A 20,757-nucleotide genomic window follows, 5' to 3' on the forward strand; every position below is an offset into this window, starting at 1 on the left:
ATTGGGCAGGTAAAACTCGTCACCTGCGTAAACATGGGGCGAGGGACAGCATGGCTCCCTTCGCCCTGATTCTCATACCGCCCACAAAAAGTGCGCGAGTGGACGCGCCGATGACCGACTTTGCGAATGGGCTCCCGCGTGAGGCGTGCGACAGCTAAGCTCTGGCCGCTCCGAGGGGTCTGCCTCAGTTCACACCGCCCGGCCGATTTCCTGCTCGTAGCATGAAAGGAAATACGTCCATTGCAGCTCATCCCAGGACGAATGCCTTCTGAGCTGAGGAATATCGTGACGTGCAGCCCCCATCGCTGTAACTCGGCTGCGGGACTTTTCCAGATCAAGCAGCGCCAGTTCAAAATCGAAGCCTGTTTCGGTGATCGATGCCTTGATAAATATGTGCTTGGAGCGCATGCAACCATGTTGCCATTTGCCGGAGTGCATTCGCGCCAGTGTTTGCGCCAAACGCTTGAAGAGCTGCTGATGTTGTTCGGTCGTCAGCGTGCTGGCGCCACCTTGGGCATACCAGGTGTCCAGATCGATGAAGCCGCCCAGATCTTCAGTGACCAACACGCCTTGCCAAATGCCGGCGACTTTTCGCGTACCATAAAATACGGGTTTTGGCGCATTCACGCCCAGCTCCACAAGTCTGGACAGTGCAATACCTTCACGCAGCGCGGTGGGTCGGCCGGTGGGATAACGAAGGCTGCGAAACAGATGACCAGTCTGACGCTTCACAAATAGCGTCTTGCCATCTTGGACGACCTGCTGGACACCGCTGCTGCCGTTCCTGCGCACATTGGGCGGTTCGACCCATTCCCCCGAGGTCCCCCACCAGAACTCAAACTCATTGTGTGCCTGCCCCATCATGCGCTCCTATTCTTATTAATATATTTGTGCGCAACGACTCCATTGTTGCAGCTGCTAGCAGCGCCATCCGTGATGCGAATTAATCGTTCAGTGAGTAATCGCACGGCTGTCAGCAATCATAAGGTAAATCGGGAGCAGAGCACGATAGTGAGCCAGCTGAATGCCAACTTAGGACCTATAGTTCTTGAGATAAAAGGTCAGATTGCCTGCGCCGCCTCCAGAAGGTGAAACCAGCTTAATCCAGATCAACCCGCTATTACGCATGTTTTACGGTGGCCCTGCAAATGGCACAAAAAGGCGCAAGCTGTCAGTTCGAAGCACAATTACGAAGTCCTGAAGCCCCAGGCGACGACACCTCATGGGCTTTCGTAGTCTTGCCCAAAGCGGCAAGCGACACTATGCCGAGGCGCGGCAGGGTATCGATTGAAGGGACCATAAACGGCCACTCTTTCACCGCGTTACTTGAACCCGATGGCCAAAAAAGCCACTGGCTAAGCATTGATGAGCAACTGCTAAAAACTGCAGGGGCAAGTATTGGCAATGTGGCGTGTTTCGAAGTTAACGCGATGGAGCACGAGCCTGAGCCCGAAGTCCCTTCCGACATTTTTGAGGCCTTGCATACCTCACCCGCTGCACTTGCCACTTGGCAAGATACGACCACCATCGCCCGACTTGACTGGATTCACTGGATTACATCGGCCAAGCAGGCGAAGACGCGCACCAAGCGGATTAACGACGCATGCGACATGCTTGCCTCTGGCAAGAAAAGAGTCTGCTGTTTCGACTCTTCGGGTTACTACAGCAAAGCGTTCAGTGCACCGCGTTAAGCAGAGAGTGGCGGACTGGGCGCTAACGGGCTTTGCTGGGTGGCAATACATACCCGCGCAAAAAAACCAGTGTTCAGCCTCAAAACCGTGGCATGTCACATATTACGCCATGGTCAATTTCAATCTGACAGAGGTGTGGGTAGAGTGGCGCCCCCCGAGAATTGGATCCCGGGATTTACTCATGGAGCTATTCAGTGAAGTACATCTGCAAAGTCGTTGCGTTCGCAGTTTTTGGTCTGATTCTGGCGGGCTGTAACGGCACCCCTATGAAGTCTCAGCATTATGACAGCAGCCAATACACGGTTCTGGGTCACAGCGAGGCAAGCGCCACTGGCCTGATGTTGTTAGGCGTCATCCCTATCCGCCAGAACACCCGCTTTGTGCGCGCCCAGAATGCAGCCATCAAAGCCAAAGGCGGCGATGCGATGATCAACACCCAAGTGCAGGAGAAGTGGTTCTGGGCCTGGATTCTGAGCGGCTACACCACCAAGATTTCCGGTGATGTGATCAAGCTAAAAACCGCGCAGCAGTAGAGGCAAACCTGCCTCAGTCATTGAACACCCGCTGCTGCCGCCGCCTTGATAGGCATCGCCTGACAAGGCGGCGACTTAGCCACCACATCCGCTCCTGAAGCGCCTGAGCGATCACTAGTGAATGGTGGGGAAACGCTCTTTAAACAATGCCTGAGCCTGATAGGCCATCTGGTCGAGCAGGCGGTCGCGTTTGCTTTCGGCATCGCTCATGGCTTTCTTGCCGTACTGCTTCACCAAGTAGGCGTGAATTTGCTGCACTTCCTTGGATTTGAAGATCGGGGTCAGGTCCTGCACCGCCACCATGCCGCCTGAGCGATAATCTCGGGTGCTCAGTACCAGGTGCGGTCCCTGCGCGGCCACTACCTGAAACCCCACGGCCTCGAACATAGGCACCTTGCTCGCCATACACGCCAACTCAATGTGGGGGCGACGGGCGCTCATCTCTTGCAGCATCGCCTTGGCGATACCCTTTCGGCGGTGACTGACCTGCACAGCCATGTAGGCTAGCGTGCAGGCCTCAGCATCATCTTGGCTGGGCAGATAGAGAGCAAACCCCAGTACCCGCGCTGGGTCTTCATCATCCACGGCCAGGATCAATCGCGCGCTACTGTCCAGAGCGCTGTCCATGGCTTGCAGGTACATGTGCACCTCGTAGCCAATCACGTACTGGTAAAGTTGATAGAGCGGATTGCTAGGCGTTAACGGCACCGGGCTGATGTCGCTGAAGTAGTCCACCACCAATTGCAGAACCTGCGTATTCAGGGACTCTGGCGGCGATGCTTCCAGGTGAACAAGGGTGAACATCGAAAAACTAGCTCCGGGCGTGCCCGATCAGATCAATCGGGGCTGGCGCCATTGTAGCGCCAGCAGCCATCATGTGCATGGTCTCGCCCAACACCCTGCCCTCGTTAGGCGTGGCCGCTGAGTACGCGGCGAGCGTTTTTCTTCTGCAAGATCTGCGACGCTTCGTTGTAGGCACTCTGGAAGACCTCGCCGCCGATCCACTCCACGGCCGTGTCTTCGTCTTCGTCGTGGAAGATCCCGCGATAGGTGATCAACAGGCCCATCATAAAATCGGTGGCCGGTTCTTGCTCTTCTTCGGCGATAACGAGTTCCAACACCGGGTATTGCAAGAACACCAGGCACATTGCGAGCAGGCTGATGCCCTCGCCAAACTTCATCGCCTGGAACAAGTCGTCAAAATGCGCCGGGTCGAAGCCATTCTCTTCGATGTCTTTGAAGTCGAAGGTGCTCAGGTCGATTTCAACATCATCAAAGGGCTCGTCGATCAGCGGATTGGCCAACACCGGATGTACAACATTGACTTTGGCCTTGCCCGAACGGTTCTGCTTGGCCTTGGCTTTGGCCCGCTGGGCCCGTTTTTGCTGCTTGTCTGGAGAGGCCATGGAGGCGAGTTCCTTGTTCGGGGCAGCCATAAGTATGGCCCGGAATAATCAAGCACACATTGTAAACGCTCTGACAGGAGGCGAAGGCCAAAGGCGGCAGTTTATTTATGCAAAACAGCGCCAGACACCGGCGGCTGAGTGAAGGAACCTAATGGCAGAAACCCCGTTGTAGATGGGCTGAGCGATTTTTAGAGCATCCACGCACTCAACAATCTGTACCTAATCTCTGGCTATACTCAGCACCTGATCCATCTGGACTTGCGACTACACGAATGACTTCGATGAGAAAAGGGTGATACCGATGCTAAACAGAAAGTTAATGGCCGTAGCGTTCATCAGTACCCTGGCCTTAAATTCTCTTACCTGTGCGGCGCAAGAGTCGCCTTCGTCTGTAACCGCTATCGACATTCTGCTTGAACCTGACACCACCATGCTCAAGCATGCTGAACGGGTAAATGCGGAACATCTAAAGGTCTTTCCGAAGGGCTTCGCCCTGGATGATGCACACCGCCCGCATGTCACCATGCTCCAGCGCTTCGTGCGCACGTCTGATCTAGAACAGGTTTACTCCGCCGCGAACAAGGTATTTTCCGGTAGCGACGTAGCCGGGATTAAGTTGGAAGCGTTCAAATACTATTACATCCCAAGTAAAGATTTGGGCCTTTCCGGGATCGTAGCAAAAACAACTCCGGAATTACTGAGGCTGCAAGCTGAACTGATAGATGCTGTAGCACCTTATACGGTGCCTAGTGGCGACTCAGACGCATTTGTTACAAGCGTTGATGATCCAGTTATTGACCCTCAATTGATCAAGTACGTTGCGACATTTGTACCCAACAGCAGCGGCGAACATTTCAGCCCACATGTCACAACAGGCCTGGCGCCCCGCACTTACCTGGATAAACTGCTGGCTGAACCCTTCGAGCCGTTCACCTTCTATCCAGCGGGCGCCGCCGTATATCAGCTCGGGCAATTCGGGACGGCAGCAAAAAAACTTCAAGATCTTAGCTTCACGCCTTAAAGCAGCTAATCGGGGACAGACCACGATTGAATCTTTCTCACTGCGTCTAAAGGGCGATCGCCCTGACGCAGTGTGTCTACACCAAACCGCTGGGGCTGGGACTTTAGGCTAAAAAATATCTGCAACCGCCCCTCGAATGAACCAATAGCCCGGGCTGGCACTGAATGCTTTCAGCCAATCGATTTAGGCCTCGGGGTGTTGCAAAGCCGCACTAAGCCAGTCGCAGAAGGTGCGGGTCAGCGCGTCGTCCTCGCTGTCGCGATGCACTAACCAGCTCCAGTTAGAGCCACGTACCCGTTGCTCGGTCAACGCCACCACTAACCCAGTACGCTGCGCCCGGCTGGCCAGCAATTGGCTGACCAGCGCGATGCCCAAACCTTGCGTGGCGGCATCCAACAACAAGCCCGCATCAGAAAAATTCAGCCCCTGACTTTTTTGACCCACGTCGGCACCGCCTTGCACCTGCCAGTGGCTCCAATCCATCTCTCGCTCGCCATGCAGCGTGATGCGTTCCTCTGCTCTTACCTGCAACAACTGAGGGTGGCACGCGGGATACAGGCAATCCTCAAGCAACACGCGAAAGCTGCATTCGGCCTGAGCACTGAGATCGTCACGTATGGCGATATCAATCGTCTGCGTGGCCATGTCCGGTGTTTCATCGGTGGTTAACAGCCATAGATCGACCTGCGGGTACTGACGATTGAACTCAGCTAAACGTGGCACCAGCCAATGACGAGCAAATGCCGGCGTGGTGTTAACCACCAGTTGATTGGGCTTGCGGTATTGCTCCAATCGGCGAATGCCTACAGCCAGTTGCTGCAACAGCGACTGGGTGGTGCTGAGAAGATCGAAACCAGCGTCAGTGAGCGCGACACTGCGCCCGTTTCTGAAAAATAACGGCTGTTCCAAGTAGGTTTCAAGGCTACGAATCTGCTGGCTGATAGCCGATTGGGTGAGGTGCAATTCCTCAGCCGCCTTATGGAAGCTGCCTAAGCGTGCAGCGGCTTCAAACCCGCGCAAGGCATTTAATGGAGGCCAGTGTTTAAGCATGATTGATAAGCCCTGCTAATCATAAGCGTACAAAATCATTCGTTTGTTATAGCAATTTTACGGGCCTAGCATACAAGTAATCACCGAGCGCACGAATTTCAGTGATAACAAATACTTAACTGAAAGGCACTTGTATGCAGGTTTTAAACGAAGCAAAGAATGGCTGGATGATGCCAGCGGAATGGTCGCCACACGCGGCTACCTGGATGGTCTGGCCACATAACCAAGCGTTGTGGGAGTCTGGCTGGGGCGTGACCTTGGCTGAGGTGCAGGTCGACTTCGCTCGCGTGGTTAATGCAATCGCCCGTTTTGAGCCCGTTAAGCTGGTGGTCGACCCCTTTGCGGTCTCGCGTGCTCGTGAGCTGTGTGGAGCGAACGTTGAATTGATCGAACTGGCAGTAAATGACAGTTGGTGCCGTGATTCCGGCCCAAGCTTTGTTTGCCATCCTCAGCTGGGTACGGCTGGAGTCAGTTGGCGCTTTAACGCCTGGGGCGCAAAGTCTGAGCATGACCTGGATGAGGGGTTGGCCAGGCGGATTCTCAACAGCCTAGGCCTAGAGGGATTTTGCACTTCACTGGCCAATGAAGGGGGCGCCATCCATGTCGATGGCGAGGGCACACTGATCACCACAGAATCAGTGTTACTCAACCCGAACCGAAACCCGGGGATCAGCAAGGCAGAGATTGAACAGATATTCGCTCGACTGCTTGGTGTGCAGAAGACCATCTGGCTGCCAGGTGATCCGCAGTATGTGACCGGCGACATGACCGATGGACATGTTGACGGCATCTGCGCCTTTGCCCGCCCCGGCGCGCTGATGGTAGATGCCACACGTGATTCATCGTCGGTGTACGCCGAAGTGGTGCGCGAGAATCGCCGTGCACTGGAACTTGCAACGGACGCCCGTGGCCGCAAGTTTGAAATGCTCGAGCTGTTTGAAGCCAGTGACGCGGTTGATACCGATGCCGAAGTATTCTGCGCCTCCTATACCAATTTCTACATCGCCAATGGCGCCATCATCATGCCCGCCTATGGCATTGGCGCAGACGATGAAGCCGCGCAGACATTGGCTGTGGCGTTCCCCGGCCGCGAAGTTGTACCGGTGCGCATCAATCATTTGGCCCATGGCGGCGGCGGTGTTCATTGCATTACCCAACAGCAGCCAGCCTGGCCGCTAAAAGGGCTGAAGCCATGAGCACACTGAAAATTGCCACCAGCCAGTTTGCCTGCAGCTGGGATCTAAACGACAACCTTGATCAAGCCGAGTCCTTGGTGCGCAAGACAGCCAGCCAAGGCGCACAAGTGATCCTGCTGCAAGAGCTGTTCGCCACACCCTACTTCTGCATTGAACAGCACCATAAGCATCTGGATCTCGCTGAGGAATACAGCCAGAGCACAATCCTCAAGCGGTTTGCTGCCCTAGCCGGTGAACTGGGCGTAGTGCTGCCGATTTCGTGGTTCGAAAAAGCCGGTAATGCCTACTTCAATTCGCTCGCCTTGGCGGATGCTGATGGGCAATTGCGTGGGGTGTACCGCAAGACTCATATTCCTAACGCGATTGGCTATCAAGAGAAGGAATATTTTTCTCCCGGAGACACAGGTTTCCGGGTTTGGGACACCGCCTATGGCCGCCTCGGCGTGGCCATATGCTGGGATCAGTGGTTTCCGGAAACCGCACGCTGCCTAGCGCTGCAGGGCGCCGAAGTGTTGCTGTTCCCTACGGCTATCGGTTCCGAGCCCGGCTGTGCATCTCTCGACTCGCGCGATCACTGGCAACTCACCCAGCGTGGACATGCTGCGGCCAACATCATTCCAGTGGTTGCGGCTAATCGTGTGGGCCGTGAAGTGGCGACAAGCGACGCAAATCTGCACATGAATTTTTACGGTTCATCGTTTATCACCGACCACAAAGGCAAGTTGCTTGCCGAAGCTGATCGTGAAAGCAGCACTGTGCTGGTCTGCGAGCTAGACCTGGCAGCGATGCGTGAGGAGCGGCTGACATGGGGGATCTACCGTGATCGCCGACCAGAAATGTACGCGCCGTTATTGAGCCTAGATGGCCAACAAACCCACTGCCACTGGAACAGCTGAGGTGCATGCAATGAAGATCAAAATCAAACTTCTGGCGGGCACCTTAAGCCTGTTGCTGGCGGGTATTCAAACTCAGGCTCAGGCAGAAGACAACGTGCTTCGGCTCTATAACTGGGCCGACTATTTCGCTGAGGATACCATCGCCAACTTCACCAAAGAGACCGGTATCCGGGTGATTTACGATGTCATGGATGGCAGCGAGACCCTTGAGGCGAAGATGATGTCCGGCCACAGTGGCTACGATCTGATTTTTCCCGGAGATACGGTGGCTGAGCGGCTGATGCGTGCAGGGGCGCTACAAAAACTTGCGCCCGAAAAGCTCGAACACCTGAGTGAAATTGAACCCGGCCTCCAGCGCCTGCAAGCTCAGTACCCGCACTCACGTTATGCCACTGTGCCCTATACCTGGGGCAGCATCGGCATCACCTATAACGCTGCCGCGATCAACCAGCGCATGCCCAATGCACCGGTCAACAGCCTCGACCTGTTATTTAAACCAGAAATTGCAGCCAAGTTCGCTGACTGCGGTATCTCAATGATCGATTCGCCAGACGAAGTCATGGCAATAGCGCTGCACTATTTGGGCAGGGACCCACGCAGTGGCAAGGCACAGGATCTGGATGCGGCGTTGGCACTGTTGAAGAGCATCAAACCCTATATCCGCAAGTTTCAGTCTCAGCCGGTTACTCAGTTGGTCAATGGCGATATATGCCTATCCCTTGGTTACAGCGGCGATGTGATTCAGGCACAACGCGCGGCTGATCAAGCTGGAAAACCTGTGGATTTCCAATACCGTATCCCGTTTGAAGGCACCTCGATATGGATGGACACCATGGCCATTCCGGTGGATGCCCGACACCCCGAGTATGCCTACGCGTTTATCAACTTCGTCATGCGTCCGGCAAACATGGCAGCGATCAGTAATTTCACCGGCTACCCCACATCTAGCGCCACTGCGCGTCCGTTGGTTGCTGCGGACCTGCGCAACAACCCGGATATCTATGTTGATGACGCCGTCTATGCGCGGCTGTTCCCAGGCGAAGACATACCGCAACGAGACATGCGTGCACGCATGCGGGCCTGGACCACCTTCAAAACTGCTCGTGATTGATGTGATGAACCACCTTGCAGCACCTGGGCGTATATATCGCGTCTCACCGGTCAAAAACTAAGGATTAATCATGCTTTCACGTCGCTACTTCATCAAACAGTTAGCTGCGGCCAGTTGCGTAGGCGCAGTCGCCCCGCTCGGCCTTGGTTTTAACATTACATATGCGTCTGCTGCCGGGTCAGGCTGGCGAATGCCTGATGAGCACGGGCCGCAAGCGCGAATAATACTGGCCTTCGCGGCGTCACCTTTGATCTGGGAAGATTGGGCCAATGCAGTCAACGATACGATTGCGTTGTTGGCTAAAACCATAGCCAAGTATCAGCCGGTGACTGTGCTGTGCCGGCCGACCCAACTGTCGATAGCCAAGCGAAAATGTGGCACCCGCAACATAGATTTTCTGGCGATGCCTTTGGACGATATCTGGGTAAGGGACTACGGCGGCTGCTTTGTCGTCAACGGCAAAGGCGAACTCGGGCTCGTCGACTTCAACTTTAACGGCTGGGGCGCCAAGCAGACGGCTGAAAAGGACACCTTGGTGGCCGACACACTGAGCTATGAGCTGGACGCTGAATACCTTCGCAGTGCGCTGGTTGGCGAGGGTGGCGGAATTGAGGTCGATGGCCAGGGTACGGCGATCATGACTGAGAGTTGCTGGGTAAACGACAACCGCAATCCGGGGCTAAGCAAGCGGCAGATTGAAGCCGAACTCAAAGCCAATTTAGGCCTGCGTAAAATCATATGGCTGCCCGGCATCAAGGACCATGACATCACTGATGCGCACGTCGACTTCTATGCGCGGTTCGTCAAGCCGGGCGTAGTGATCGCCAACCTGGATAACGACCCCGAATCCTACGACTATGCGGTAACCCGCAAGCACCTTGAAATACTCAAGTCAGCCACAGATGCCGACGGACGCGCGCTACAGGTGCATACCATGGCGCCACCGAGACAATTGCGGCGCAACAGGTACACCCGCGACAACCCGGACTTCGCCCCGGGCTACATCAATTACCTGCCAATCAATGGTGCAGTAATCGCCCCGCACTTTGGCGACTCAGCGGCAGACACTTACAGCAAGAACCTGCTGACAACGCTCTATCCCGGACGCGTAATCGAGCAAATAAATATCGATCCCATCGCCGCAGGCGGCGGCGGAATCCACTGCATATGCAAAAATGTTCCAAGGCTCTAATGGGGACAGACCACGATTAAGTCTCACCTTCTTCCACGCTTTGCCAACGGTGATCCTTCGACAAGTGTTACACGCGGCGCCTTCCCCGCTTTCACCTGTCCGATCGATGCGAGCAGGTCTGCCTGAAACTGCTCAAGCGCTTTATACATGATCAATCGCCTGTACAAGGTGGCCAGGTGCGTCATCGAACCTGGCTTTGCCCTAGGCGATTAGCATCCCTATATTTGGCATAGTCAAAGCCACAGAGCGCCTATTGCAGCGGTTACCCAGTCGACTTCGACTCGCCCTTCTGCAACCAAAAAAATATTTCACAAACACTGCATCCAATTCTCTTTCTCTCGGGTAGTACCAGTAGCAGCCCAATAAATGCTGCTCCTTTTGCACTTATGGAGAGACTTGCATGAACGCTAAAAAACTTTTCAGCCTTGCCAGTACTACCCTCGCAGCCGCCTGTTTGATGGCGACTGTACCGGCCGCTTATGCACAGATGGATTTGCCTGACAGCGTCAAGGTTCCAGACGGCAACAAAGTGGCGATGGAAACAGTAGGCGTTGGCGAAATCACATATGAATGCCGCGCCAAAGAAGGGGCCGCTGGCCAAACCGAATGGGTGTTTGTTGGGCCCAAAGCCGCGTTGAATGATCGCAGTGGCAAACAGGTTGGCGAGTACTTTGGCCCACCGGCAACATGGCAGGCCAAAGACGGCTCGAAAATCACCGGCACCCAAGTGGCAGTAGCGCCAGCCGGCGATGGCAATATTCCTTACCAATTGGTCAAAGCCAACCCAGCGGATGGCAAAGGCGCGATGCAGGGTGTCAGCTACGTCCAGCGTGTTGCTATCAAGGGCGGTGTTGCGCCAAGCAAAGCCTGTACAGCCGAAACCAAAGGCAGCAAAGAGATCGTGAAATATCAAGCAGACTATATTTTCTGGACGGCCAAGTAAGAACTCCGGTAATAGATGTGCTCAGATTACGCAGCGAATAGATTCGTCTAATCTGATCAGATCAAACCCCAGCCGCTAAGGCTGGGGTATTTACTCATTACTGGCGTTTAAACCTATTGTCCTTGCCTGAACCGACTTTTGATTACGAAGCCTGTTTGTCTGGCTGCGCCCGAGGCGACCAGCAAGCATTGCGCCGTCTGTACGACCAGGAAAGTGCTCGTTTATTGGGCGTTGCCCTGCGCATCGTCCGCGATAACGCGCTGGCTGAAGATATCGTGCATGACGCATTTATCAAAATTTGGGCACGGGCCAAAAGCTACGATTCATCAAGAGGTTCCGCCCGTGGCTGGATCTTCAGCGTGACCCGCCATTTGGCACTGAATTTTGTCCGCGACAATGCCAACGATGCCCTCGTCAGTGAGCTAAACGATGAATCACTGACGGACCAGGCATTACCTGGCATTGCCGATACATTCGAGTTTCGCGCACGCTCAGGGCGGATTTATACCTGCCTCGAACAACTGGAGCCGGCACGCCGTAACTGCATCCTGCATGCCTACGTCGACGGCTACTCACATGCAGAAATCTCACAGAAGATGGGCACACCACTGGGCACGGTCAAAGCCTGGATCAAGCGCAGCCTTGTGGCTCTGCGGGAGTGCATGGGATGAGCAAGCAAACCGAAAACGATACCCCCGATGAACTGGCCAGCGAGTACGTGCTGGGCACCTTGTCTGCGCAACAGCGCGAACAGGTGCGCAAACGCATGGCTCATGAGCCTGAATTACGCGCGGCAGTTGATGCTTGGGAACGGCGTTTACTCGACCTGACCGATCAAGCTGATCCAGAAACGCCCTCACCTATTCTATGGCGGCGCGTACAACGCAGCATCAACTCAAGCCAGCAACAATCACCAACACCGCTCGCCAACTCATGGTGGAATCTACTGCCGCTGTGGCGCGGCCTTGCTGGCGCAGGTATCGCCGCAACGCTGGTGCTTGCAGCCGTGTTGATGCTGCGCGGCGCGGTGCTCAATGAAACCGCCTACCTGGTGGTGTTGGTTGCCCCACAAGATAAAGCGCCGGGCTGGGTGGTTCAGGCCAGTAATCAGCAGGACATCCAGTTGATACCACTGGGGGTGGCCGAGGTGCCGCGCGACAAGGCGCTGGAATTCTGGACCAAGGGCGACGATTGGCAAGCACCAGTCTCCCTGGGTTTGGTCAAACCCGGACAAAGCCTGTCGGTTTCGCTCGACAAGCTCCCGCCAATGGCGCCCAACCAACTGTTTGAGCTGACCCTGGAAAGCCCTACCGGCTCAGCCACGGGCAAGCCTACAGGGCCGATACAGTTTATTGGCCGTGCGGTGAAGGTCATCTGAGCCAGCGACTCAGCACCTGCCCCGCAGCGGATCAGATCGAAGTCTGATTAACCCTTTTCGACAACTCATCAGCGCTTTCTCGGCGCTCAGAGTACCGATCAACCAAATAGTCTTGTCGGTCGCGCAGCAGCAGGGTGAACTTGATCAACTCCTCCATTACGTCGACCAAGCGCTCGTAATAGGCTGAAGGTTTCATCCGGTCCGAATCATCAAACTCGTTGAATGCCTTGGGCACAGAGGACTGATTGGGAATGGTGAACATGCGCATCCAACGGCCGAGTACGCGCAGTTGGTTGACCACATTGAACGACTGCGATCCGCCGCACACCTGCATTACAGCCAGCGTCTTGCCCTGAGTCGGTCGCACGGCGCCCATCGCCAACGGCACCCAATCAATCTGCGCTTTAAATACTGCACTCATCGAACCATGACGCTCGGGCGAGCACCACACCTGCCCTTCTGACCAAAGCATCAATGCACGTAATTCAGCGACCTTGGGATGGGTTTCCGGCGCATCATCCGGCAGCGGTAATCCTGAGGGATCAAAGATCCTGGTCTCTGCGCCAAACTGCTCAAGCAAACGTGCGGCCTCTGCAGTCATCAATCGGCTAAAGGAGCGCTCACGCGTGGAGCCATAGAGCAGCAAAATACGTGGCTTGTGCAACGCGGGTTCCCGTGGGGTCAGTTGCTCAAGGGTTGGAATACTCACCAACTCTTCAGCGATATTCGGCAGTTGCTCTTTCATCTATATTCCTTGGGCCAGCCACCTAAGGCCAACATTAAGCAGCCTACAAGTAACCAATCCGACCCAGTTCCAGCTGCAATGCCTCGGCACTCAAGGTGCTCGGATTCAGGGCGATAAATGCTTTAACGCGCGTTTCGATTGTGCTTAGAGTCGCAGCAAAAGCCGCCTCGATCTCCACCTGGCTGCCCACCACTTCAGAAGGGTCAGCCAGGCCCCAATGGGCTTTCAGTGCGCGTCCGAAAAATACCGGACACGCCTCACCCGCAGCCCGATCACACACGGTAATCACCACATCAACAGATGTATCAGCGAAAGCATCAGAGGCTTTACTGCTGAGACCGAGCGTCGCAATGCCCGCATCTTCCAGCGTTTTAAGCGCCTGTGGATTAACCCGGCCGCTGGGAAAACTTCCCGAACTGACCGCGTGCAAACCAGACGGTGCGAGGTGATTAAACACGGCCTCAGACAAAATGCTGCGGCAACTGTTGTGGGTGCACATAAACAACACTTTCATGGCGCTCTCCGGGGATCAAAAACTCAGGCGTATAGCAAGCGAGCTGAGGGTAACAAGCAGAATCGGCAGCGTGATTACAACGCCGGTTTTAAAGTAATAACCCCAACTGATGGTCATGTTCTTACGCGCCAGTACATGCAGCCAAAGCAGCGTGGCAAGGCTGCCGATTGGGGTGATCTTGGGCCCAAGGTCACAGCCAATGATGTTGGCGTAGATCATCGCCTGCTGAGTCACGCCGCTGACATTCGCCGCATCAATTGATAGCGCACCGATCAGCACAGTGGGCAGGTTATTCATCACCGACGACAGCACGGCAGTCAGCAGCCCCGTGCCTAGGGTTGCTCCCCACACCCCATGTTCTGCGAAGAGGTTAAGCAGCTCAGCGAGTTGATCGGTCAGCCCGGCGTTGCGCAAACCGTAAACCACCAGGTACATACCCAACGAAAACAACACGATTTGCCACGGCGCGTCTTTAAGCACTTTGTGGGTGGCAATCACATGCCCACGCGCGGCGATCACATAGAGCACAAAAGCAGCAACGGCAGCGATAGCGCTGATTGGCACGCCCAACGGCTCAATCACAAAGAAGCCAATCAGCAGCAGCGCCAGCACCCACCAACCCGCGATAAAGGTGGCGCGATCGCGAATCGCTTCCCGAGGCTCCTTGATATCTGCCAGGTCATAATGGGCGGGTAGATCCTTGCGAAAAAACCAGATCAACATACCCAAGGTCGCAGCGATACTGGCGAAGTTGACCGGGATCATTACCGAGGCATATTGGCTAAAGCTGATATCAAAATAATCAGCGGTAACAATGTTCACCAGGTTCGACACCACCAACGGCAGGCTGGCGGTGTCGGCGATAAACCCGGCGCCCATGACGAATGCCAGGGTTGCTGCCGCTGAGAAACGCAACGCCAGGAGCATGGCGATAACAATGGGCGTAAGGATCAGCGCCGCGCCGTCGTTGGCAAACAGTGCCGACACTACAGCGCCCAACAAGATGATAAAGGCATAGAGCTTGCGACTGCTGCCACCACCCCACTTGGCCACATGCAAGGCGGCCCACTCAAAGAGCCCCGCTTCATCAAGCAACAAACTGATAATAATGATGGCGATAAACGCCCCGGTGGCGTTCCAGACTATTTGCCACACCACCGGAATGTCGCCGAGGCTTACCACGCCGCTCAGCAGGGCCAACACAGCACCAAAGGCCGCGCTCCAGCCAACGCCAAGCCCTTTTGGCTGCCAGATAACCAGCGTAATGGTGACAACAAATATCGAAAGTGCGATGAGCATTCAGGCAACTCGATTGGAGGGAAATGAGTCAGTCGCACAACGACTGATTTTGCGTAAGACTTTTCATTTGACCAAGCCTGGTTGCGTCATCGCTCAGCCACTGCGCGTGGCTTTCGGCAACCTCACGCAACATGCTCGTTACCCAACCGGGCAGTTCTGGATGCAGACGGTAATACACCCACTGCCCTTGTCGGCGATCCATCAGTAGTCCACATGTGCGCAGCAATGCAAGATGCCGGGAAATCTTCGGCTGACTTTGCTCCAGTGCAGCCGTGAGCTCGCAAACACAAAGCTCTCCCTCGCTGGCAATCAACAACGTAATGCGCGCACGGGTGTCATCTGCAAGGCACCTGAATACCTCTGTCGGTTTAAACGGCCCAGCCATGAGTACTCCTGATAAATGCTTGCAGTCTAAATATATGGGAAACCGAATATATTAGAGAACATATATATGGTCAAGCATATATATGACGCTTGATTAGACTGCAGGCTAGCGCCTCAAGCAGCTTGCGCCACAGGTGCGACTTGAAACACCTTCATCTTTTCTTCATCGTTTTGTCACCCAATTCTGCGAAATAGTCAGGCTGGATTTTCTTTCTATCGAGCACGGCTATTACTACTGCACGGCACCATGTCATTCGTCTACGATCCTTCAGCGCAACAGCAGACGCGTCAGCGTTCAAGTGCCTGCCATGAAGTTATTGATCACCGGAGCGGCAGGTTTTATCGGCATGCACACAGCCCAGCGGCTATGCGCGGCTGGCCACGATGTAATCGGTATCGACAACCTCAATGACTATTACAGCGTTGAACTCAAGCGAGCGCGGCTTGATCAGCTGACCAGGCTGGATAACTTCCGCTTTATCAAACTGGATATTGTTGACCACGCGGCGCTGATGAAATTATTCATTGAGCAACGCTTTGACGGCGTGATTCATCTCGCGGCGCAAGCGGGCGTGCGCTACTCCCTGGAAAACCCGCAGGCGTATGCAGACTCAAACCTGGTGGGCTTTCTTAATGTGCTTGAGGCGTGCCGGCACGTCATCCCGATGCATTTGATCTATGCCTCAAGCAGCTCGGTATACGGCAGCAACCCTAAGGTGCCATTTGCTACCTGCGATACGGTGGACCGCCCTGCTTCGCTCTATGCAGCGACTAAACGCGCCAATGAATTACTAGCCCACAGCTACTCACAGCTTTACCAGATACCCGCTACCGGCTTGCGATTCTTTACCGTGTTTGGTCCTTGGGGGCGCCCGGATATGGCGCTGTTCAAATTCACTAAAGCAATTCTTAACGAGCAACACATTGATGTGTACAACCACGGCAACTTGTCCCGCGACTTCACCTACATAGACGACATCGTTGAAGGGATCAGTCGCCTATTGTCATTGCCGCCCAGGGCATCAAGCGATGACCTCAAGGTGCCACATCGGCTGTTGAATATTGGCCGCGGCGAACCAGTTCGATTACTCGACTTTATTCAATGTATCGAGCAGAACCTGGGCATGAGCGCGCGCAAAAACATGCTGCCCATGCAGCCCGGCGACGTTGAAAGAACATGGGCTGACATCAATGAACTGGCACAGCTGATTAATTTTCGCCCGCAAACCTCGTTATCAGACGGGGTCTCCCAATTCGTTGGCTGGTACCGCAGGTTCTATCAGGAATGAATAGGTTGCCTTGGCCGCCCCACTTGTCTCATCCGGAAACCACCATGCATAACTCGGTATTTCTCTCTGTTTTGATTCCCGCGAAAAATGAAGCAGGCAACCTCACCACCCTGCTCAATGAAGTGCGCGCGGCCTTGGCCGACGAAGCCTTTGAAGTGATCGTTGTGGATGACGGCAGCACGGACAGCACCCTGGCTGAGTTGCGCGCCTTGAAACAAACCGGCTACACCTCGTTGCGCATCCTTCAGCATGACCGCTCACTGGGCCAAAGCACCTCGGTATACCACGCCGCAATCCTCGCCAGAGGTCACTGGCTGGCAACCCTGGATGGCGATGGCCAGAATGATCCAGCCGATTTGCCGGGCATGCTGGCGTTGGTCCGCGACACGGATCAGCACGCAGACCCGATCAAGCTGGTAGCCGGGCACCGGGTTTCTCGCCAAGACAGCGCAAGCAAACGCTGGGCCTCACGCCTGGCTAATGGCTTACGCCAACACCTGCTTAAAGATGCGACACCCGATACGGGCTGCGGGATCAAGCTGATTGAGCGCACAGCGTTTCTCAAGCTGCCCTACTTCGACCATATGCACCGTTATATTCCTGCGCTGATACGTCGGCAAAACGCACGCATGGTGGTGCATCCGGTGAATCACCGGCCGCGCAAATCAGGGGTATCCAAGTACGGCAACCTCGACCGTGCGCTGGTCGGAATTGTCGATCTGTTTGGCGTCTGGTGGTTGATAAAACGCACCCGGCTCGACACCACTCCCCGGGAAGTCGAGGCCTGACATGGGCCGAGAAGCCTTATGGCTGGCGGTCGGCTTTGCCGGGCAGCTCGCCTTTACCGGACGCTTTGCATTGCAATGGCTGTACAGCGAATACAAAAAGCGCAGCGTGATCCCCGTGGGGTTTTGGTACCTGAGCATTGTCGGTAGCGCCCTGTTACTGGCGTATGCGATTTACCGCCAAGACCCTGTATTCATTCTTGGCCAGTCCTTTGGCTTTGTGGTCTACCTGCGCAACCTGCAACTCATCGCGAAAAGTGCAGCCAAAGACATCAAGGAATAACCTGTGCGATTGATACTTACAGAAAACCGCGAACGCTATGGCCTGATGCTGTTGGCGTTAGTGCTGATTGGCGCAGGCCTTGGCTTACGCCAGCCGATGAATGTCGATGAAGAACGCTTCCTCGGTGTCGCGTTGGAAATGTTGCAAAATGGCGCGTGGTTTATTCCCCACCGTGCCGCTGAAATTTACCCTGACAAACCCCCGCTCTTTATGTGGGCGATTGCGCTGTTCACCCAAGTGACCGGCTCGGCAAAACTGGCCCTGTTCTTACCCGCCTTGCTCGCGGGCGTGGTTTCTACAGCCTGTCTTTATGACCTGGCCAAGCGGATGTGGAACCGGCGTATCGGAGTGATTGCCGCCCTGCTGTTCTTAGGCACTTATCAAACCTACAGCATTCTGCGCGTCGGTCAGATTGACGGTTTTCTGTGCCTGTGGACTGTGCTTGGTCTCTACGGTATTGGCCGGCATATTTTTACCGGGCCAAGTTGGTCATGGTTTTACCTCGCCTGTGCTGCAATGGGGTTTGGCATAATCAGTAAAGGGGTCGGGTTCCTTCCTGCGCTGGTGCTCTTGCCATATGCCTACGCCGTACGCAAGGGCTGGCATGGCGTGGTTGCAATGCCAGGCCGGGCAGGCGCATGGCTGCTCGGACTATTGGTGACGTTGGCGGCTGTATCTGTATGGTTGCTGCCGCTGCTGATCAGCACGCTGATTCATAAAGACCCCGCCACTGTGGCCTATGTGCAGGAGATTTTGTTCAAGCAAACCGCGCAGCGTTACACCAATGCGTGGGCGCATCAGGAACCGTTCTGGTACTTCTTCGTGAAGGTTATACCCAAATATTGGCTGCCAATCGTGCTGGCCTTGCCTTGGTTGATACCGGCATGGCGCAAGCAGCTACTCAAACATGATGGCCGCGCCTTGATTTTGCTCGGCTGGGTGGCGCTGGTTGTGCTGTTTTTCTGTTTCAGTAGCGGCAAACGCAAAATCTATATATATCCGGCCTTGCCAGGTCTGGTGTTAGCCACCGCGCCATTAGTGCCGTGGTTGATCCGCCGCTGGTTTGCTCATCACCCATCGCGGCGCAGGGTGTTTGTCGGCGTCTGCGTGCTGTGGTTTGGCGCGTGGTTTGCCAGAGGATTTATCGAGCCGGTCAAGGACGGTGCAAACCCGCACGAGACCATTATGCGTAGCGCTGAAGAACTCAGCGCAGGCAGTGATTTGTTTATCGTTAATTGGCGCGAAGGGCATTGGCTATTTGCCCGTCAACCGATTGTTCACACTGGCTTTGCCAACGACAGTTCAGTCGAACTGGCCGCAGCCTGGTTACGCAAAAACCCGCAGGCCCGTGCACTGGTCCCAGCCGATGATGCACCACGCTGCTTTGACCTTGAAAAAGCCACAGCGTTGGGTGCGACGTCGCGCGAAAACTGGCTACTCGTAAGCACTGACGCAGACAACGGCAAGTGCCAGGCGCTGATACCTAAAACCCTGTATCGCTTTGCCTGGCAAAAACCATTGGCTCAATGATCAGCGTCGAGCGCATGCAGACCACTGCATGCGCCCGCTTGTCATGAGCGATTAGGCAGCGGTGCAGTACCGGCTACGGTTTGATCCGCCGCCTTGTCTGCTGTATCGCTGGCTGCCCAGGCACGTACACGCTCGATACTCTCGCGGTACGGCTTGAGCCCTTTACTCAGCAAAATGATAGAACTGCTGATGGCCAGTAAGGTAACGATCAATAGCGAATAACGCAGAGCGTTATCGTCGGCAAACACATAATCCGTCACCAGCGCTACCGCTGTCGGGCCGATGCCCAGACCGAGCAACGTGATAACAAACAGGTAAATTGCCGATGCCTGTCCGCGCATCGAGTTAGGCATGATTTCCTGAATAGCCGCCGGGGCAACACCAAAAGGCATGCTCAGGCAAAACACTGTAGGCGCCATTAATACCGATGCCCAAAAGGCACTCTCCATCAACGGAAAGCCCAGCACAAAAGGCACCGCCGCTATCGCCGCGTACAACCCCACACGCATATTTGCATCGGTACGACCGCGCTTGGCCATCCAGTCTGCCAAGCGCCCGCCAAAGACAATCCCCAAGCAGCCAAACACCGCAACAATACTGCCGTAAACGATGCCAACGTGGCTGGCATCCCAGCCATAGGTGCGAATGTAGAAGGTAGGCACCCAGGCCGCGCTGCCGTAGCCGGCAAAGGCTAAACCGGCGAAGCCAAAGTTGTGGCACAGCACCGTGCGCCGATTTTTACGGATGTAACGTGCCACTTGCGACAAGGGCACTACAACACCTGCACCGGCGCCACGGCGCGCCGGTTCTTTAACCGCCAGCATCAATAAGGTAAAGAGCACCCCGGCGACACCAAGCCCAAGAAAAATCAACTGCCATGGGCGAACTTCACCCAACAGCGGCAACATCACATCGCCCTGCGCAGACGCGAACTTGATCACCAAGCCGCCGAGCAAGAATGCCAAGCCCGACCCCAGATAAACCCCCATCGAGTAAACGCTGATCGCCGTTGCTCTGCGCTCCAGCGGAAAGCTATCTGCAATCAACGAGTACGCCGCAGGTGATAACGCGGCCTCGCCGACGCCGACTCCAATTCTGCACAGTAAAAACTGCCAATAAAGCCGCGCCATTCCGCACGCTGCGGTCGCAGCGCTCCAAAACAGCACACCAAAAGCAATCAGTCCGCGACGGCTTTTAGTGTCCGCCAGGCGACCCAGTGGAATACCGCACACGGTATAAAACATGGCGAACGACAGGCCCATCAGCAGGCTCATTTCAGTGTCGGAGATCGCCAGATCACGGCGAATAGGTCCAACCAGCAGGTTAAGAATCTGCCGGTCGATAAAAGACAGTACATAGGCGACCATCAGAATGCTGACAGTTGTCCAGGCGCGAATGTTGGAGGGGTAGCCATTGTTGTTATTGGGCATGGGCAGTTTCCTCGACAGCACACACAAGGTGCGCGACGGTTAAAAGTACTGCCAGCTTAGGCGTATATGCTGCTCAGTGAG

General features: G+C 55.1%; 23 protein-coding genes. 14 read left to right on the forward strand and 9 right to left on the reverse strand.

Annotated features, from left to right (window positions below):
* Positions 1-189: 189 nt before the first annotated feature.
* Positions 190-861 carry a lipopolysaccharide kinase InaA family protein gene (locus tag AACY09_RS10425; RefSeq protein ID WP_339487743.1) on the reverse strand — a complete coding sequence of 224 codons (672 nt, stop codon included), beginning with the start codon at positions 859-861 and terminating at the stop codon, positions 190-192.
* Between the two features lie 287 nt (positions 862-1,148).
* On the opposite strand from AACY09_RS10425, the gene AACY09_RS10430 reads away from it, so the two are divergent.
* Together AACY09_RS10430 and AACY09_RS10435 are read left to right on the forward strand one after the other, a co-directional pair.
* Complete coding sequence (locus AACY09_RS10430) at positions 1,149-1,691, forward strand: YdeI/OmpD-associated family protein (protein ID WP_339487744.1); 543 nt, start codon at positions 1,149-1,151, stop codon at positions 1,689-1,691.
* Between the two features lie 194 nt (positions 1,692-1,885).
* A complete protein-coding gene (locus tag AACY09_RS10435) occupies positions 1,886-2,224 on the forward strand; it encodes a hypothetical protein (RefSeq protein ID WP_339487745.1) in 339 nt (112 codons plus the stop codon).
* A gap of 114 nt (positions 2,225-2,338) precedes the next feature.
* On the opposite strand, the gene AACY09_RS10440 is transcribed toward AACY09_RS10435, so the two are convergent.
* Positions 2,339-3,028 (reverse strand): GNAT family N-acetyltransferase, encoded by a 690-nt coding sequence (locus AACY09_RS10440; protein WP_339487747.1) that lies wholly within the window; start codon positions 3,026-3,028, stop codon positions 2,339-2,341.
* 104 nt (positions 3,029-3,132) lie between these two features.
* Entirely contained in the window at positions 3,133-3,630 is a 498-nt protein-coding gene (locus AACY09_RS10445; protein WP_339487748.1) for a hypothetical protein, read from the reverse strand.
* Between the two features lie 301 nt (positions 3,631-3,931).
* Between AACY09_RS10445 and AACY09_RS10450 the strand changes: the two genes are divergently transcribed.
* Positions 3,932-4,651: a hypothetical protein gene (locus tag AACY09_RS10450; protein ID WP_339487750.1), complete on the forward strand. Its 720-nt coding sequence runs from the start codon at positions 3,932-3,934 to the stop codon at positions 4,649-4,651.
* Between the two features lie 183 nt (positions 4,652-4,834).
* Here the strand turns inward: AACY09_RS10450 and AACY09_RS10455 are convergent, their stop codons facing one another.
* Positions 4,835-5,701 carry a LysR substrate-binding domain-containing protein gene (locus tag AACY09_RS10455; RefSeq protein ID WP_339487752.1) on the reverse strand — a complete coding sequence of 289 codons (867 nt, stop codon included), beginning with the start codon at positions 5,699-5,701 and terminating at the stop codon, positions 4,835-4,837.
* A 134-nt stretch (positions 5,702-5,835) separates the two neighbouring features.
* Here AACY09_RS10455 and AACY09_RS10460 point away from each other — a divergent pair, with 134 nt between their 5' ends.
* From AACY09_RS10460 to AACY09_RS10490, 7 genes are all read left to right on the forward strand, one after another.
* Positions 5,836-6,897, forward strand: a complete 1,062-nt coding sequence (locus AACY09_RS10460; protein ID WP_339487754.1) for an agmatine deiminase family protein — start codon at positions 5,836-5,838, stop codon at positions 6,895-6,897.
* Positions 6,894-7,793 (forward strand): N-carbamoylputrescine amidase, encoded by a 900-nt coding sequence (aguB, locus tag AACY09_RS10465; RefSeq protein ID WP_339487756.1) that lies wholly within the window; start codon positions 6,894-6,896, stop codon positions 7,791-7,793. The genes AACY09_RS10460 and aguB overlap by 4 nt, the downstream gene beginning before the upstream one ends.
* Positions 7,794-7,803: 10 nt before the next feature.
* On the forward strand, positions 7,804-8,904 hold the full coding sequence (locus AACY09_RS10470; protein WP_339487758.1) for an extracellular solute-binding protein: 1,101 nt from the start codon (positions 7,804-7,806) through the stop codon (positions 8,902-8,904).
* A gap of 70 nt (positions 8,905-8,974) precedes the next feature.
* Positions 8,975-10,096: an agmatine deiminase family protein gene (locus AACY09_RS10475; RefSeq protein ID WP_339487760.1), complete on the forward strand. Its 1,122-nt coding sequence runs from the start codon at positions 8,975-8,977 to the stop codon at positions 10,094-10,096.
* A gap of 400 nt (positions 10,097-10,496) precedes the next feature.
* Positions 10,497-11,039 carry a DUF3455 domain-containing protein gene (locus AACY09_RS10480; protein ID WP_339487762.1) on the forward strand — a complete coding sequence of 181 codons (543 nt, stop codon included), beginning with the start codon at positions 10,497-10,499 and terminating at the stop codon, positions 11,037-11,039.
* Between the two features lie 122 nt (positions 11,040-11,161).
* Positions 11,162-11,710, forward strand: coding sequence for a sigma-70 family RNA polymerase sigma factor (locus AACY09_RS10485; protein WP_339487889.1), 549 nt, complete (start codon positions 11,162-11,164; stop codon positions 11,708-11,710).
* Complete coding sequence (locus AACY09_RS10490; RefSeq protein WP_339487763.1) at positions 11,707-12,417, forward strand: anti-sigma factor; 711 nt, start codon at positions 11,707-11,709, stop codon at positions 12,415-12,417. Before AACY09_RS10485 ends, AACY09_RS10490 begins: the two co-directional genes overlap by 4 nt.
* 31 nt (positions 12,418-12,448) lie before the next feature.
* On the opposite strand, the gene arsH is transcribed toward AACY09_RS10490, so the two are convergent.
* From arsH to AACY09_RS10510, 4 genes are read right to left on the reverse strand one after another with little or no spacing between them, the layout of a single operon-like run.
* Positions 12,449-13,162: an arsenical resistance protein ArsH gene (arsH, locus tag AACY09_RS10495; protein WP_339487764.1), complete on the reverse strand. Its 714-nt coding sequence runs from the start codon at positions 13,160-13,162 to the stop codon at positions 12,449-12,451.
* 43 nt (positions 13,163-13,205) lie between these two features.
* Positions 13,206-13,676, reverse strand: a complete 471-nt coding sequence (locus AACY09_RS10500; protein WP_339487766.1) for an arsenate reductase ArsC — start codon at positions 13,674-13,676, stop codon at positions 13,206-13,208.
* 15 nt (positions 13,677-13,691) lie between these two features.
* A complete protein-coding gene (locus AACY09_RS10505; RefSeq protein WP_339487767.1) occupies positions 13,692-14,975 on the reverse strand; it encodes an arsenic transporter in 1,284 nt (427 codons plus the stop codon).
* A gap of 28 nt (positions 14,976-15,003) precedes the next feature.
* The gene (locus AACY09_RS10510; protein ID WP_339487768.1) at positions 15,004-15,360 is read right to left on the reverse strand and encodes a metalloregulator ArsR/SmtB family transcription factor; all 357 of its coding nucleotides are present in this window, start codon (positions 15,358-15,360) and stop codon (positions 15,004-15,006) included.
* A 307-nt stretch (positions 15,361-15,667) separates the two neighbouring features.
* Here AACY09_RS10510 and AACY09_RS10515 point away from each other — a divergent pair, with 307 nt between their 5' ends.
* From AACY09_RS10515 to AACY09_RS10530, 4 genes are read left to right on the forward strand one after another with little or no spacing between them, the layout of a single operon-like run.
* Positions 15,668-16,648, forward strand: a complete 981-nt coding sequence (locus AACY09_RS10515) for an NAD-dependent epimerase (RefSeq protein WP_339487770.1) — start codon at positions 15,668-15,670, stop codon at positions 16,646-16,648.
* 44 nt (positions 16,649-16,692) lie between these two features.
* Complete coding sequence (locus AACY09_RS10520) at positions 16,693-17,436, forward strand: glycosyltransferase family 2 protein (protein WP_339487772.1); 744 nt, start codon at positions 16,693-16,695, stop codon at positions 17,434-17,436.
* A 1-nt stretch (position 17,437) separates the two neighbouring features.
* Positions 17,438-17,716, forward strand: coding sequence for a lipid-A-disaccharide synthase N-terminal domain-containing protein (locus AACY09_RS10525; protein ID WP_339487773.1), 279 nt, complete (start codon positions 17,438-17,440; stop codon positions 17,714-17,716).
* 45 nt (positions 17,717-17,761) lie between these two features.
* Positions 17,762-19,246, forward strand: a complete 1,485-nt coding sequence (locus AACY09_RS10530; protein WP_339487890.1) for an ArnT family glycosyltransferase — start codon at positions 17,762-17,764, stop codon at positions 19,244-19,246.
* Positions 19,247-19,287: 41 nt separating this feature from the next.
* Here the strand turns inward: AACY09_RS10530 and AACY09_RS10535 are convergent, their stop codons facing one another.
* Positions 19,288-20,676 carry a spinster family MFS transporter gene (locus AACY09_RS10535; protein ID WP_339487774.1) on the reverse strand — a complete coding sequence of 463 codons (1,389 nt, stop codon included), beginning with the start codon at positions 20,674-20,676 and terminating at the stop codon, positions 19,288-19,290.
* Positions 20,677-20,757: the final 81 nt, after the last annotated feature.

Source organism: Pseudomonas sp. EL_65y_Pfl2_R95, from assembly GCF_963971045.1.
In the GTDB taxonomy this organism is placed as follows: domain Bacteria; phylum Pseudomonadota; class Gammaproteobacteria; order Pseudomonadales; family Pseudomonadaceae; genus Aquipseudomonas.

Excerpts from the sequence above, each read along its gene's own strand:
- AACY09_RS10425 (WP_339487743.1), bottom strand. The coding sequence starts at position 861 with ATGGGGCAGGCACACAATGAGTTTGAGTTCTGGTGGGGGACCTCGGGG.
- AACY09_RS10430 (WP_339487744.1), top strand. The coding sequence starts at position 1,149 with ATGGCACAAAAAGGCGCAAGCTGTCAGTTCGAAGCACAATTACGAAGT.
- AACY09_RS10440 (WP_339487747.1), bottom strand. The coding sequence starts at position 3,028 with ATGTTCACCCTTGTTCACCTGGAAGCATCGCCGCCAGAGTCCCTGAAT.
- AACY09_RS10445 (WP_339487748.1), bottom strand. The coding sequence starts at position 3,630 with ATGGCCTCTCCAGACAAGCAGCAAAAACGGGCCCAGCGGGCCAAAGCC.
- AACY09_RS10450 (WP_339487750.1), top strand. The coding sequence starts at position 3,932 with ATGCTAAACAGAAAGTTAATGGCCGTAGCGTTCATCAGTACCCTGGCC.
- AACY09_RS10455 (WP_339487752.1), bottom strand. The coding sequence starts at position 5,701 with ATGCTTAAACACTGGCCTCCATTAAATGCCTTGCGCGGGTTTGAAGCC.
- AACY09_RS10460 (WP_339487754.1), top strand. The coding sequence starts at position 5,836 with ATGCAGGTTTTAAACGAAGCAAAGAATGGCTGGATGATGCCAGCGGAA.
- aguB (WP_339487756.1), top strand. The coding sequence starts at position 6,894 with ATGAGCACACTGAAAATTGCCACCAGCCAGTTTGCCTGCAGCTGGGAT.
- AACY09_RS10470 (WP_339487758.1), top strand. The coding sequence starts at position 7,804 with ATGAAGATCAAAATCAAACTTCTGGCGGGCACCTTAAGCCTGTTGCTG.
- AACY09_RS10475 (WP_339487760.1), top strand. The coding sequence starts at position 8,975 with ATGCTTTCACGTCGCTACTTCATCAAACAGTTAGCTGCGGCCAGTTGC.
- AACY09_RS10480 (WP_339487762.1), top strand. The coding sequence starts at position 10,497 with ATGAACGCTAAAAAACTTTTCAGCCTTGCCAGTACTACCCTCGCAGCC.
- AACY09_RS10490 (WP_339487763.1), top strand. The coding sequence starts at position 11,707 with ATGAGCAAGCAAACCGAAAACGATACCCCCGATGAACTGGCCAGCGAG.
- arsH (WP_339487764.1), bottom strand. The coding sequence starts at position 13,162 with ATGAAAGAGCAACTGCCGAATATCGCTGAAGAGTTGGTGAGTATTCCA.
- AACY09_RS10500 (WP_339487766.1), bottom strand. The coding sequence starts at position 13,676 with ATGAAAGTGTTGTTTATGTGCACCCACAACAGTTGCCGCAGCATTTTG.
- AACY09_RS10505 (WP_339487767.1), bottom strand. The coding sequence starts at position 14,975 with ATGCTCATCGCACTTTCGATATTTGTTGTCACCATTACGCTGGTTATC.
- AACY09_RS10510 (WP_339487768.1), bottom strand. The coding sequence starts at position 15,360 with ATGGCTGGGCCGTTTAAACCGACAGAGGTATTCAGGTGCCTTGCAGAT.
- AACY09_RS10515 (WP_339487770.1), top strand. The coding sequence starts at position 15,668 with ATGAAGTTATTGATCACCGGAGCGGCAGGTTTTATCGGCATGCACACA.
- AACY09_RS10520 (WP_339487772.1), top strand. The coding sequence starts at position 16,693 with ATGCATAACTCGGTATTTCTCTCTGTTTTGATTCCCGCGAAAAATGAA.
- AACY09_RS10525 (WP_339487773.1), top strand. The coding sequence starts at position 17,438 with ATGGGCCGAGAAGCCTTATGGCTGGCGGTCGGCTTTGCCGGGCAGCTC.
- AACY09_RS10530 (WP_339487890.1), top strand. The coding sequence starts at position 17,762 with ATGCTGTTGGCGTTAGTGCTGATTGGCGCAGGCCTTGGCTTACGCCAG.
- AACY09_RS10535 (WP_339487774.1), bottom strand. The coding sequence starts at position 20,676 with ATGCCCAATAACAACAATGGCTACCCCTCCAACATTCGCGCCTGGACA.